The organism is Streptomyces sp. NBC_00582 (genome assembly GCF_036345155.1).
Classification (GTDB): domain Bacteria; phylum Actinomycetota; class Actinomycetes; order Streptomycetales; family Streptomycetaceae; genus Streptomyces.
Genome location: NZ_CP107772.1, coordinates 8,878,550 through 8,890,738 on the forward strand (window position 1 = coordinate 8,878,550; position 12,189 = coordinate 8,890,738).

13 protein-coding genes and 1 pseudogene are annotated in these 12,189 nt (G+C 72.4%); 7 read left to right on the plus strand and 7 right to left on the minus strand.

What is annotated here, in order from left to right; all coding sequences use genetic code 11:
* Positions 1-60 precede the first annotated feature (60 nt).
* On the minus strand, positions 61-573 hold the full coding sequence (locus OG852_RS40215; RefSeq protein WP_330350444.1) for a DinB family protein: 513 nt from the start codon (positions 571-573) through the stop codon (positions 61-63).
* Between the two features lie 67 nt (positions 574-640).
* Positions 641-1,159, minus strand: coding sequence for a hypothetical protein (locus tag OG852_RS40220; protein WP_330350445.1), 519 nt, complete (start codon positions 1,157-1,159; stop codon positions 641-643).
* 238 nt (positions 1,160-1,397) lie between these two features.
* On the opposite strand from OG852_RS40220, the pseudogene OG852_RS40225 reads away from it, so the two are divergent.
* Positions 1,398-1,868, plus strand: a pseudogene (locus tag OG852_RS40225) (FAD-dependent monooxygenase); the annotation flags it as partial.
* A 10-nt stretch (positions 1,869-1,878) separates the two neighbouring features.
* Positions 1,879-2,790 carry a Gfo/Idh/MocA family protein gene (locus OG852_RS40230; RefSeq protein WP_330350446.1) on the plus strand — a complete coding sequence of 304 codons (912 nt, stop codon included), beginning with the start codon at positions 1,879-1,881 and terminating at the stop codon, positions 2,788-2,790.
* Here OG852_RS40230 and lnt read toward each other — a convergent pair.
* Positions 2,708-4,318 (minus strand): apolipoprotein N-acyltransferase, encoded by a 1,611-nt coding sequence (gene lnt, locus OG852_RS40235; protein WP_330350447.1) that lies wholly within the window; start codon positions 4,316-4,318, stop codon positions 2,708-2,710. The two genes, OG852_RS40230 and lnt, sit on opposite strands and share 83 nt — an antisense overlap.
* Positions 4,319-4,416: 98 nt before the next feature.
* Entirely contained in the window at positions 4,417-4,878 is a 462-nt protein-coding gene (locus OG852_RS40240; protein ID WP_133915301.1) for a nuclear transport factor 2 family protein, read from the minus strand.
* A gap of 235 nt (positions 4,879-5,113) precedes the next feature.
* Between OG852_RS40240 and OG852_RS40245 the strand changes: the two genes are divergently transcribed.
* Together OG852_RS40245 and OG852_RS40250 are read left to right on the plus strand one after the other, a co-directional pair.
* Entirely contained in the window at positions 5,114-5,527 is a 414-nt protein-coding gene (locus tag OG852_RS40245) for a hypothetical protein (protein ID WP_330350448.1), read from the plus strand.
* Between the two features lie 87 nt (positions 5,528-5,614).
* The gene (locus OG852_RS40250) at positions 5,615-6,736 is read left to right on the plus strand and encodes an AI-2E family transporter (RefSeq protein WP_330350449.1); all 1,122 of its coding nucleotides are present in this window, start codon (positions 5,615-5,617) and stop codon (positions 6,734-6,736) included.
* Positions 6,737-7,291: 555 nt separating this feature from the next.
* Here the strand turns inward: OG852_RS40250 and OG852_RS40255 are convergent.
* On the minus strand, positions 7,292-7,471 hold the full coding sequence (locus OG852_RS40255) for a hypothetical protein (RefSeq protein ID WP_133915298.1): 180 nt from the start codon (positions 7,469-7,471) through the stop codon (positions 7,292-7,294).
* Positions 7,472-7,608: 137 nt separating this feature from the next.
* Entirely contained in the window at positions 7,609-8,484 is an 876-nt protein-coding gene (locus OG852_RS40260) for an undecaprenyl-diphosphate phosphatase (protein WP_133915297.1), read from the minus strand.
* A gap of 322 nt (positions 8,485-8,806) precedes the next feature.
* Here OG852_RS40260 and OG852_RS40265 point away from each other — a divergent pair, with 322 nt between their 5' ends.
* Genes OG852_RS40265 through OG852_RS40275 form a run of 3 tightly spaced genes read left to right on the plus strand, consistent with a single transcriptional unit; the run spans position 8,807 to position 11,600 of the window.
* Positions 8,807-9,973, plus strand: a complete 1,167-nt coding sequence (locus OG852_RS40265; RefSeq protein ID WP_330350450.1) for a Gfo/Idh/MocA family protein — start codon at positions 8,807-8,809, stop codon at positions 9,971-9,973.
* A complete protein-coding gene (locus tag OG852_RS40270; RefSeq protein WP_330350451.1) occupies positions 9,970-10,899 on the plus strand; it encodes a PmoA family protein in 930 nt (309 codons plus the stop codon). The genes OG852_RS40265 and OG852_RS40270 overlap by 4 nt, the downstream gene beginning before the upstream one ends.
* Positions 10,896-11,600, plus strand: coding sequence for a cupin domain-containing protein (locus tag OG852_RS40275; RefSeq protein WP_443064605.1), 705 nt, complete (start codon positions 10,896-10,898; stop codon positions 11,598-11,600). Before OG852_RS40270 ends, OG852_RS40275 begins: the two co-directional genes overlap by 4 nt.
* 10 nt (positions 11,601-11,610) lie before the next feature.
* Here OG852_RS40275 and OG852_RS40280 read toward each other — a convergent pair whose 3' ends face one another.
* On the minus strand, positions 11,611-12,090 hold the full coding sequence (locus tag OG852_RS40280; protein ID WP_133915293.1) for a winged helix-turn-helix transcriptional regulator: 480 nt from the start codon (positions 12,088-12,090) through the stop codon (positions 11,611-11,613).
* Between the last annotated feature and the right edge of the window lie 99 nt (positions 12,091-12,189).

Below are 12,189 nucleotides of genomic sequence, written 5' to 3' on the forward strand. Positions count from 1 at the left end.
TTGCCTCGTACGGGTGATCTCGTCCCCCTCAGGGAGGGCGTGGGCGCACGGGCGCTGACGTCACTCGCCGGTCGCGCCGTCGAGGCGTTCGCGCAGCAGGTCGGCGTGGCCGTTGTGACGGGCGTACTCCTCGATCATGTGCGTGTAGATCCAGCGCAGGCTGAACGGCTCCTCGGTGTGCCTGCCCGTGCCGCGCGAGAGGTCGTCCAGGCCGAAGCCGGCCGCGCACCGCCGGGCCTCCCCGATCTCGGCCTGCCAGGTGGCGTACGCCTCCTTCCAGGTGTCCTCCTCGGTGAGGTGGAACTCGCCGTCCGGATCGGCGTCGCTGTAGTGGATCGGGCTCGCGTCCTCGCCCGCCAGCATCCTGCGGAACCAGCCGCGCTCCACGTCCGCCATGTGCCGTACCAGCCCCAGCAGGGACAGCTCGGACGGCGGCACCGCGGCCGTGCGGAGCTGGGCGTCGGTGAGGCCCTCGCACTTCCGCTCGAGGGTCTTGCGGTGGTAGTCCAGCCAGCCCTCCAGCATGGTGCGTTCGTCGGCGTTCTGGGCGGGCTCGGTGCGCTGAGTCGTCATCCCGGCATGATCGCGCACGGCGTCCGCCCGGGACGAAGGGTTTTCCCGGCCGGCCGCGAGGGGGCGCTCAGCGGTCCAGCATCCCGCCGAGCAGTTCGCGCAGTCCCGTGCGCACCTCGTCCGGGCCGGGGGGCCGGGAGCTGTAGGACCCGGCCACGCAGGAGAACATCAGCCCGTCCGCCCAGGCCACCAGCGACAGGGCGTGCCGGGCCGGGTCGGCCGAGCCGAACGCCGCCGCCAGCGCCGTCAGCCGGTCGCGGAAGACGGCGCCCGTCGTGTCGTAGAACGCGCGCAGTTCGGGGCGCCGCGTCGCCTCCAGCGCGAGTTCGTAGCGGGCGACGAGCAGCTCACGGTGGCCGGTCAGTGAGCGGTGCACCGCCAGGGCCAGTGCGGCGGCCAGCCCGTCGAGTCCCCCGGCCGGGTCCGGCATCCACTCCGCCGTACGCCGCACCCTCTTCCCGGACCACCCGGGACCGGTGTACTCCGGCTTCACCACCTGGCGGGTCGTGATCCCGCTGCCCGGCGTGGCGTTCGCCTCGCACGAGACGTGGGGGAGGGGCCGTATCTGGGGGTCGCACCCGCTCAAGGACGGCCGGGTGTACGCGTACGCCGCCGCCCTCGCGCCCGCCGGGCGGCGCGCCCCCGACGAGCGCGCCGAACCAGGGGGTGTTTCGAAAGTCCCGCACAGCACCCGCGGCGCCCGGCACGTACTCGCGCCGCACCGGCCGAAACCCCAAGTACGTCCAGTACGAGGGCTTTCGTCCGGCACGCCGAGAGCACGCACCGGACACCGCGGGCACCGCACAGGACTTACGAAACACCCCCTGGTGCGTCGCTACGGCGACTGGCACCGCCCCGTCCCGGAGATCCTCGCCGCGATCCGTCCCGAGGACGTCCTGCGGCACGACGTGCACCACCTCGCCCGGCCCCTGCCGGCCCTCCACCGCGGCCGGGTCGCCCTCCTCGGCGACGCCGCGCACGCCATGCCCCCGACCCTCGGCCAGGGCGGCAACCAGGCCGTCGAGGACGCGATCGTCCTCGCCCACCACCCCACGGACCTGCCCGCCTACACGGCGGCCCGACTGCCCCGCACGACCGCCGTCGCACGCAAGGCCGTCCGCACGGCGCGCCTCGTCCTCGCGACCGGCCCGGCCGTCGTCGCCGTACGGAACACCCTGACCGCCGCGCTGTCCGCGACGGCACCCGCGCTGTTCCTGCGCGGCTTCGACGGGATCGCCGACTGGCGGCCGCCGCAGCCCCCGTATGCTGCGGTGGAGGCACGCGGTTCGAGGTGAGGGAGCGCCCGTGAAGGTCGGCTGCATCGGACTCGGTGACATCGCGCAGAAGGCGTATCTGCCGGTCCTCGGCGCGCTGCCCGGGATCGAGCTCCACCTGCAGACCCGTACGCCCGCCACCCTGGAACGGGTCGCCGACACCTTCCGGGTGGCCGAGGGGCAGCGCCACCGCGACCTCGACGCACTGCTCGCCGTCGGCCTCGACGCGGCCCTCGTGCACGCGCCCACCGGCGCCCACCCCGAGATCGTCGCCCGGCTGCTGGAGGCGGGCGTCCCGACGTACGTCGACAAGCCGCTGGCGTACCGGCTCGCCGATTCCGAGCGGCTGGTGGAGCTGGCGGAGGCACGCGGGGTGTCCCTCGCCGTCGGCTTCAACCGACGCTTCGCGCCCGGCTACGCGCAGTGCGCCGACCATCCGCGCGAGCTGATCCTCCTGCAGAAGAACCGGATCGGGCTGCCCGAGGAACCCCGCACGATGATCCTCGACGACTTCATCCACGTCGTCGACACCCTGCGCTTCCTGGCCCCGGCCCCGATCGACGACGTGACCGTGCGCGCCCGGGTGGTGGACGGGCTGCTCCACCACGTCGTCCTGCAGCTCTCGGGATACGGCTTCACCGCGCTCGGGGTGATGAACCGGCTCAGCGGCTCGAACGAGGAGATCCTGGAGGTCTCCGGGCAGGACACCAAGCGTCAGGTCGTCAACCTCGCCGAGGTGATCGACCACAAGGGCCAGCCGACGGTGCGGCGGCGCGGCGACTGGGTACCGGTGGCCCGCCAACGCGGCATCGAACAGGCGGTGCTGGCCTTCCTGGACGCGGTACGGGCCGGCAAGGTGCTCAGCGCCCGGGACGCGCTGGCGACCCATGAACTGTGCGAGCGGGTGGTCCGAGCGGTGCGGGAGCGCCCCGGCGGAGCCTGATCGTCCGCGCCCCCTCCGTCAGCCCCAGGGCCACCAGCACCAGCAGGGCACCGTGGACCGGCCAGTCGCCGTAGCGGACGTACGGGGTGATCCCGTCGGCGAGCGGGACGTCGTAGACGGCCGCGGTGCTCGCCCGCGTACCCAGCCACGAGCCGACGCGCCGGCCACTCGCGTCGTACACCGCGGAGTCACCGGTGAGGGTCGCGTGCACGAACGACCGTCCGGTCTCCGCGGCGCGCAGCGCGGCCAGCGAGGCGTGCTGCGCGGGCGCCCCACTGTCCTGGAAGGACGAGGTCGAGGACTGCGCCACGAGGAGGTCCACCCCGTCGTCCGCGAGACGGCGGCTCATATCGGGGAACGCGGTCTCGAAGCAGATCAGCGGCCCGATCCGCAGCCCCGGCCCGATGCGCATCACCACCTGCTCGGTGCCGCGCCGCCGGTCCTCACCGGCCGCCTTGCCCACCGAGGTCGCCCAGCCGAGCAGGGAACGGGCCGGTATGTACTCCCCGAAGGGCACCAGCCGCATCTTGTCGTACCGGTCGCCGGTCGGACCGTCCGGCCCGACGAGGATCGAACTCTTGTAGATACCGGGCCGGTCCGAGCGGCGCGCGTCGACGTTCACGAGGATGCCGGCGCCGGTCGCCCGTGACAACTCCGCGAGCCGCGCGGCCAGTTCGGGATGCTCGGCGAGGTCGTAGCCGACACTGCTCTCGCCCCAGACGATCAGATCCACGTCCTGCCCGACGAGCTGCCGGGTGAGCCTCTCCTCGACGTCGAACCGGCGCTCGACACCCTCGACGACGCCCGGCTGTACGACGGCGATCCGCGCCCTTCCCTCGACCTCCGGGCGTGGCGCCCACACCCACGCGGCGGAGGCGGTCGCCGCGGTCGCGACGAGCCCCGCGACGGCCGGCGCCCGGGATCCCGGAACCGCGACGAGCACGGTGGCGGCCACGTTCACCGCCACCACCAGGAAGCTCAACAGCCACACCCCGCCCACGGAGGCGAGCCGCAGCGCGGGGCCCACCTGCCACTGACTGGACCCGAGCATGCCCCAGGGCCCGCCCAACCCCTGCCAGGAACGCACCAGTTCGACGGCCAGCCACGCGGAGGGCAGAACGAGCAGGGCGCCCCCTACCCGCCCCCGGGCGGTTCCCCTTCCCGACTCACCCGGAGCCAGGAAACGGCGGACCAGCCAGCCCCAGGGCGCCCACAGGGCACCGAGCAACGCGGCCAGCACGAGCGTGAACACATGCAGGTCCGGCAGCAGCCAGTGGTGCATCGCCAGCATGAACCCGAACCCCCCGCACCAGCCGTCCACCGCCGCACGCCGGCCCGTCGGCGACGAACGCATGAGCAGCATCCAGGGGACGAGGGCGACGTACGCCCACCACCACAGGGCCGGCGCCGGGAAGGCGAGCACGGGCAGCGCACCCGCTCCCACCGCGAGGACCGAGCGCCGCCTTGGGGACGTGAGCCAGCGGGCGGCGCGCGGGGAGGAGATGAGCCAGTGTCCGGACACCTTCATGCGGCACCTCCTACCCGGTGGTGCCACCAGTGTGCGCCGCAGCGGACGATCTCCGACAGGGCGCTTTCGGGCGGGTGGCGGAGGTGCGGAGGCCGCTCCTACCCGGGCAGGCGCCGCCACTTCTCCTCGACGACCACCTCGCGCAGCCGCCAACCGTCGTCCGTGCGCAGCAGCCCGAAGGCGTAACGGCCCCCGCAGACGAAGTCGGGTGCGCCGGTGGTGTCCCCGTTCCCCGCCAGCCGCATCGGATTGACGTAGTCGGCCAGCACCCGGGCGGTGTCGCCGGTGTCCTGCTCCAGGGTCCCGAACCGTACGCGCCGGTTGACGATGAGATGCTGCCGCATCGAGAACACGCGCAGGTTCTCCGCGAGCCACGCCGCGACACTCCCGGCGTCCCCCTCGATCCCTCCGGCCGAGCGGTAGTCCGCCCGCCCGTCCGGAGTGAACAGTTCCCGGTACGCGGCCCAGTCGCCGTCGTCCACGGCCACCGCGTAGTCGGTGACCAGGCCGTCGACGGCCAGCCGGTCCATCACCGTGGCGAGTTCCACACGCTGCGTCATGGCCCGAGTGTTGGGCATCCACGCCGCGGATCCAAGGGGCGTGCGGGGACAGGGAATGGCGGGATGTCTCCGTTATGGATCACCGGTGCGCGTGAACAGGCCGAGAGCTAGGGTCAGGACGGTGGTCGGCCGCCGAGGCCGGTTTTGTGTGGGGTGATGCAGTGGACGAGGAAGGCCGCAGGGTGAGCAACCGGCGCGTGGGCCGGGGCTGCCGGGAGGCCGGCAGGTGATGGCGATGAACGAGGACGAGAGCCTGGACCTCTACGGACTGCACCCCGCCGACGCCCACCTCGAGGAGGTACGGAGTCTGCTCGCCGCGCACACCCGGCGGGAGAAGAGGGCCCAGGGCGACGGTGACACCGAACTGATGAAGCTGTGTTGCGTTCAGTTGTTCAACTCCGGGGGCCTGGACGAGGTGTTGCTCATCTGGGAGGCCAAGTCCGCGAGCATGGACGCCGACTGCTCCATCGACATCCAGTTGCTGTGCGGGAGCGGACTGGCCCCTACCAAGGCGTACCTGGCCTCTCGATGTCTGCCCGAAGCCGACGCGGCACTTCGGCGATTGCTCGACGCCGAGGAGGCCGGCGATTTCGAGGGCTTCTCCGTCGAGGAGTACGCGGCTCAACACGCCGCCTACTACGCGCCGTGAGGGAGCTTCGAGGGCCGGGGTCCATGGTCGTGCGGCGGCCGCTGCCCTGGGCAGGGGCGTGGTTGGGGCTGCCCATAGGGTGATCACATGTCTGCCCGCTTGAGTTCCGTGAGAAGTCGCGCCGCGCTGCGGGGTGCGGCGCGTGTCTCCGGTGAGTCGTTGCTGGTCCTCGTGATGGTCACGGTGGTGCTGTGGGTGCTCGGCCGGATGTGGTCGGTCGTGTGGCCGCTCACGGTCGCCCTGTTCCTGACCACCCTGACCTGGCCGGTGGCCCGATTCCTGTGGCGGCGCGGCTGGCGTCCGGCCGCCGCCGCGTCGCTGGTGACCCTGCTGTTCGTCCTGGTCGTGCTGGGCATCCTGGCGCTGATCGCGGTACCGGTGGCCTCGCAGTCGGGTGAACTGACGGACGGTGTCGTCGCGGGTATGCAGCGGGTGCGTGAGTGGGCCGAGGGGCCGCCGCTCAACATCGGCGACGAGCAGATCGCCGGTGCCTTCGACGCGGGGGTCGACCGGGTGCAGAACAGCGTCGGCAGCCTCGTCGGCACGGTCGCCTCGGGGGTCGGCACGGTCGTCGACGGTGTCGTCACGGCCGTCCTTGCCGTCTTCCTGATGTTCTTCTTCCTCAAGGACGGTCCGCGGTTCCTGCCCTGGATCAGCCGTCAGCTGCCCGGCCGGCTCGCGACCGACCTGCCGATCGTCGCCCTGCGCGGCTGGGAGACGCTGGGCGCCTTCGTACGCTCCCAGGCGCTCGTCGGTGTGCTCGACGCCGTCTTCATCGGGCTGGGCCTGTGGATCCTGGGGGTGCCGCTGGTGCTTCCGCTGGCGGTGCTGACCTTCGTCTCCGCGTTCGTGCCGATCGTGGGGGCCCTGTTCGCCGGGTTCGTGGCCGTCCTCATCGCGCTGGTGTCGAACGGTCCGACGGACGCCCTGATCGTGCTGGCGATCATCGTCGTCGTACAGCAGCTCGAGGGCAATGTGTTCCAGCCGATGATCCAGAGCCGTGGGCTCGGTCTGCACGCGGCGGTCATCCTGCTGGCGGTGACGCTGGGCGGGAGCCTGGCCGGGATCGTGGGGAGTCTGCTCGCCGTTCCGATCGCCGCGCTGATCGGGGTGGTCTGGAGCTATGTGCGCGAGCAGCTCGGGGAGGCGGAGCAGGGGGACGCGGAGGGGGAGGCCGACGAGCCGCCTGCCCAGGTGGCCGCGGGCTGAGGCGCCTTCGCCCTGCCGGGTGCGGACTGGTGTTGGGGTCCTGCCGCTGCGGGCGCGGACTGGTGTTGGGGTCCTGCCCTGCGGGTGCGGACTGGTGTTGGGGTCCTGCCCTGCGGGTGCGGACTGGTGTTGGGGTCCTGCCCTGCGGGTGCGGACTGGTGTTGGGGTCCTGCCGCTGCGGGCGCGCACGGGTGTTGCGCTACCGCCCTGCCGTCGCGCACGGGTGTTGCGTTTCCGCCTTGTCGGCCGCGGACGCCGCGAGCTGGCGAGCGGGCCGTGGTGTTCGGTGCGGGCTCTTCGAGACAGGCGCTGCCGGACCTGACGGGAGCCGTGCGAGCCGGTCGGCGGGGAAACGCGGACGGGCGGGCGGAGAGAGGCGGCCTTGCCGGGGCGGTCAGCGGGAGGCGGGCTTGCGGGCCGCAGCGGGAGCCTTGCCCGCTCAGCGGGAGGTGGGCCTGCCGGGTCGGTCAGTGAGGCGGCCTTGCCGGGCCGGGCGGCCGGAGGCGGGCATGCCGGGCCGGTCAGCCGGAGGCGGGGGGCGGGGGCTGGTGGTTTTCAGGCCGCCGTGACGACCTCGCCGCGGATCGCCGCGGCCCACTCCACCACCAGCAGCTCGTACTCCGCCCGCTCCTGGGCCGACAGCGATCCGCCGGCACGCAGCCACAAGGACCTGATCCGCTCGTTCACCTCGGAAGCGGACCGCACGGAACCAGGGGCATCAGAGTTGGGGGACATGGCTGTCAGCGTAGGCGCAGCAACTGACAGCGCGCTATGCCTCCGCTACGTGAACCGTTATGGGCTTGGTCACGGTTGATCGATCAACGGGGTTGCTCCGCCCGGGAGTTCGGTGATCTTCCCTGGGGGAGCCGGACTCAGCTCGCCGACTCCGCCGCGTGCGGGCTGAGCGCACCCGTGGCGACGAGGGCGATGATCACGACACCGAGGACGACCCGGTAGTAGACGAACGGCATGAAGGACTTGGTGGAGATGAACTTCATGAACCAGGCGATCACGGCGTAACCGGACGCGAACGCGATCGCCGTCGCGAAGAGGGTGGGGGGCCAGTCCACATGGCCGCCCTCCAGCGCGTCCTTGGTCTCGAAGAGGCCGGACGCGAGGACGGCGGGGATGGCGAGCAGGAACGAGTAACGCGCCGCCGCCTCGCGCTTGTACCCCATGAAGAGGCCGCCGCTGATGGTGGCGCCGGAGCGGGAGACGCCCGGGACGAGCGCGCAGGCCTGGCAGAGGCCGAAGATCAGGCCGTCCTTGACGCCCAGGTTCTCCAGGGTCTTGCGCTGCTTGGGCGCGCGGTGCTTGCCGCCCGTCTCGTCGCGCGCCGCCAGCCGGTCGGCGATGCCGATGACGACGCCGATCACCACGAGCATGGTCGCGGTGACCCGCAGGTCACGGAACGGGCCCTCGATCTGGTCCTTGAGGGTGAGGCCCAGCACACCGATCGGGATCGAACCGACGATCACCAGCCAGCCCATCTGGGCGTCGTGGTCCTTGCGCATGGTCTTGTCGAACAGTGACTTCGACCATGCGGCGATGATCCGCCCGATGTCCTTGCGGAAGTAGATCAGCACCGCGGCCTCCGTGCCGATCTGGGTGATCGCGGTGAAGGCGGCGCCGGGGTCCTTCCAGCCCGAGAAGGCGGCGGTCAGTCGCAGATGCGCGCTGGAGGAGACGGGGAGGAACTCGGTCAGCCCCTGGACGAGTCCGAGGATGAGCGATTCAAACCAAGACATGAGGTTAAGGAGTCCAAGCGCCGATCGGAGCGGGGCGACGGGGCGACGGCCGCCCGCGCGCGGTGATCAAGGGGTGTGCGAAGGGAAGCGTAGCGGGCCCCGGGAACGGTGCCGCCACAGGGGTTTCGTAGGCCGCCGGGAAGCCGGGCCCGGCCACCGAACCCCACGTCGGCGCACGTGCGGAGGCGCGGATGGTTGACCGCCCCCAGGACCGCCGCATAACTTGCTGCCGAGCGGAAAGCGCTTGCTGAGCGTGCTTGCTGCTCCGTTTGCCGCTCACCGGTCCTTCGGGCCGTACCTCGGAGGAGTGCTGATCACCCCCATGTCCCCAACCTCTCCGCTCTCCGGCCGTCCGGTCCGGGCCGCCGTCGTCGGGACCGGTGCCATCGGGCGCGGCTCGCATCTCTCCGCCCTCAAGCAGCTCGCCGCCGAGGGCGAGACCGAGGTGGTCGCGGCCGTTGACATCGATGCCGAGGCGGTCGAGGCGTTCTGCGCGGAGGGCGGGGTTCCGCACGCCTACACCGACCTGGAGCGGATGCTCGCCGAGCAGCGCCCGGACCTGGTGACCATCTGCACTCCGCCCACCCTGCACCGCGAGCAGAGCGTGGCCGCGCTGCGGGCCGGCGCCTGGGTGTGGTGCGAGAAGCCGCCCGTGCCGACCCTCGCCGACTACGACGCCGTACAGGCGGAGGAGGGCGCGGAGCACGGGCCGTACTCCTCGATCGTGTTCCAGCACCGGTTCGGGTCCGGCACCCGGCACGTACGGCGGCTGCTCGCCGAGGGGGCCCTCGGGCGGCCGCTCGTCGCGCACTGCCAGACCACCTGGTACCGCGACACCGCCTACTACGCCGTGCCCTGGCGGGGCCGCTGGCGGACCGAGGGCGGAGGCCCCGCGATGGGCCACGGCATTCACCAGATGGACCTGCTGCTCGATCTCCTCGGGCAGTGGAGCGAGGTGCGTGCCATGGCCGGGCGGCTCGTCCACGACGTCGAGACCGAGGACGTGTCGACGGCCCTGCTCCGGTTCGACAACGGCGCGATGGCGACGGTCGTCAACAGCGTCCTGAGCCCCGACGAGGTCAGCCGCATCCGTATCGACTGCGAGCGCGCCACCGTCGAGCTCACCCACCTCTACGGCCACTCCAACGCCGACTGGCGCATCACCCCGGCCCCCGGCGTGAGCGGGGAGGAGGTGGCCGCCTGGCAGGACTTCGGCGCGGACGTGCCCAGCTCGCACCTGGCGCAGCTGCGGGAGCTGGTCGCCGCCATGCGCGCCGGTGAGCGGCCGCGCAGCAGCGGCGCCGACGGGCGCACCAGCCTGGAGCTGATCACCTCGCTGTACAAGTCGGCCTTCACCGACACGACGGTCAGGCGCGGGGAGATCGGGCCCGGCGACCCGTACTACACGGCCCTGCACGGCGGCGCCCCCGGCTGGGCCCCCGGCACGGCCGGGGCGGAAGCGGCGGTGGAAGCGGAGGTTCCCGCGTGAGCGCCGGCCTGCGGCTCGTCCACGCCCTCGGCGACCGGATCACGGTGACCGACCCGGCCACCGGAGTCCAGCTCCTGGCCTACGTCTACCGGCCGGAGGCGGCCTGGGAGGCGCCGCGGCCGTACATCCACCCGCTGCGCACCCTCGCGGGCGACGTCGTCACCGACTACCGGCCCAACGACCACCGCTGGCACAAGGGTCTGTCGCTGACCGCCTCCCACCTCTCGGGCGCGAACCTGTGGGGCGGCAATTCGTACGTCCACGGCGAGGGGTACGTGGCCCTCCCCGAGCGCGTCGGCTCGATGGCCCACGCCGGCTTCGACGAGGTCTCCGTCGAGGGCGACCGGGTCGTGATCGCCGAGCGGCTGACCTGGCACCCGTACAGCGGCGAGCTGTGGGCCGAGGAGACGCGGCGGATCGAGGTCCACGACGTCGACCGGGAGTCCAGGTCCTGGGCGCTGACCTGGACCAGCGCGATCACCAACCGGCGGGAGGAGCCGCTGCGCTTCGGCAGCCCGACGACCGCCGGACGCGAGCTGGCCGGCTACACCGGACTGTTCTGGCGCGGCCCGCGCGCCTTCCGTGACGGCCGGATCATCGGCCCCGAGGGCGAGGGCCCGGCTCTGATGGCCTCGCAGAGTCCGTGGCTCGCCCTCTCCGGTGAGCACGACGGCACCGACGGCCACGCCACGGTCGTCTTCGCGCACGCCCCCGAGAACGACCACTCCGGCGCGCACGGCGCCCACCCCGCGCACTGGTTCGTCCGCAACGAGCCCTTCGCGGGCATGGCCCCGTCCTGGGCCTTCTTCGACGAGCTGGAGCTCGCCCCGGGCGACACCCTCACCCGCCGCTACCGCGTGGTCGTGGCCGACGGCGCCTGGGAACGGGAGGAGATCGCCAAGTACCTGGGGGCGCACCCGTGGTGACCGCGTACCGGGGACTGCCCGGCGGGGTCGCGCTCTCGCACCTGCGCGTGTACGACTGGCCCGCCGCCGACGGACTCCACGGCGGAACCCCCCATCTGCACCTGACCTGTTCGGAGGGGTACGTCGTCACGGGCGGCCGGGGCTCGGTGCAGACGCTGACCACGTCCGGATACGAGGTCACACCCCTCGCGCCCGGCACCGTCGCCTGGTTCACGCCGGGCACGATCCATCGACTGGTCAACGACGGCGATCTCCGTATCACCGTGCTGATGCAGAACGGCGGCCTGCCCGAGGCCGGCGACGCGGTCCTCACACTGCCCCCCGAGTACCTGGCCGACCCGGAGGCGTACGCCGCCGCGACCACGATCCCGGCCGACGCCCCCGAGGAGGAGCAGGCCCGTATCGCCCGCGCCCGGCGCGACCTCGCCCTGGAGGGGTACCGCGCGCTGCGGGAGGCCCCGGAGGGGCTTGCCGCCTTCCACCGGGCCGCCGCCGCGCTCGTACGGCCCCGGATCGACGCGTGGCGTGAGCGCTGGCGGCGTGGCGCGCGGGCGGCGGCCGAGGCCACGGGGGAGCAGCTCGACCGGCTGACCCGGGGCGACGCCTCCCACCTCGCGGACGCCGTCGTACGGGCGGAACAGCCTTCCACACGGGGGAGGTTCGGGATGTGCGGGCGGCTGGACGCGTACCCGCAGGGCTGACGCCTCCCGGCTACGCCGCCGTCGGGCCCGTCACCGTCCAGCCCGGGGACTGGGGGTGGGCGGTGAGGTCCTCGTGGCGGATCCGGTCGCCGCAGGTGGAGCAGGTGACCACCGGGACCAGCTCGTGGCCGCAGGTGTGCTCGATCACCATGGGGCGGTCGTCGTCCTCGCGGAGGTGGCGGTCGCCCCACGCCATGAGGGTCATGAGGACCGGTTCCAGTTCCAGGCCCGCCTGGGTCGGCCGGTACTCGAAGCGCTGCGGGCGCTCGCTGTAGGCGCGCTTGGTGAGGATCCCGGCGTCGACGAGCCGGCGCAGCCGGGTGGCCAGGATGTCGCGCGGGGCGCCGATGTTGCGCACCAACCGGTCGAAGCGGCCGTTGCCCAGGCACACCTCCCGCAGCACGAGCAGGGAGTACTTCTCGCCGACCAGGGCGAGGGCGTCCGCGATCGAGCAAGGGCGCGGTTCTCTGGAGCTCTTGGAGGCGGCCATGCGGTCAGTCTAGGGGAGGGTTGGAAAAGCGGACCGTAGTGAGTTTGATTTTCCAACTTGCGGCGTTAGGGTGAGTTCGGATTTCCTACTCACCGGTAG

Bases quoted from the DNA above. Each gene is read 5' to 3' on its own strand.
- OG852_RS40215 (WP_330350444.1), bottom strand. From the start codon at position 573: ATGACGACTCAGCGCACCGAGCCCGCCCAGAACGCCGACGAACGCACC.
- lnt (WP_330350447.1), bottom strand. From the start codon at position 4,318: ATGAAGGTGTCCGGACACTGGCTCATCTCCTCCCCGCGCGCCGCCCGC.
- OG852_RS40240 (WP_133915301.1), bottom strand. From the start codon at position 4,878: ATGACGCAGCGTGTGGAACTCGCCACGGTGATGGACCGGCTGGCCGTC.
- OG852_RS40245 (WP_330350448.1), top strand. From the start codon at position 5,114: ATGAACGAGGACGAGAGCCTGGACCTCTACGGACTGCACCCCGCCGAC.
- OG852_RS40250 (WP_330350449.1), top strand. From the start codon at position 5,615: ATGTCTGCCCGCTTGAGTTCCGTGAGAAGTCGCGCCGCGCTGCGGGGT.
- OG852_RS40255 (WP_133915298.1), bottom strand. From the start codon at position 7,471: ATGTCCCCCAACTCTGATGCCCCTGGTTCCGTGCGGTCCGCTTCCGAG.
- OG852_RS40260 (WP_133915297.1), bottom strand. From the start codon at position 8,484: ATGTCTTGGTTTGAATCGCTCATCCTCGGACTCGTCCAGGGGCTGACC.
- OG852_RS40265 (WP_330350450.1), top strand. From the start codon at position 8,807: ATGTCCCCAACCTCTCCGCTCTCCGGCCGTCCGGTCCGGGCCGCCGTC.
- OG852_RS40280 (WP_133915293.1), bottom strand. From the start codon at position 12,090: ATGGCCGCCTCCAAGAGCTCCAGAGAACCGCGCCCTTGCTCGATCGCG.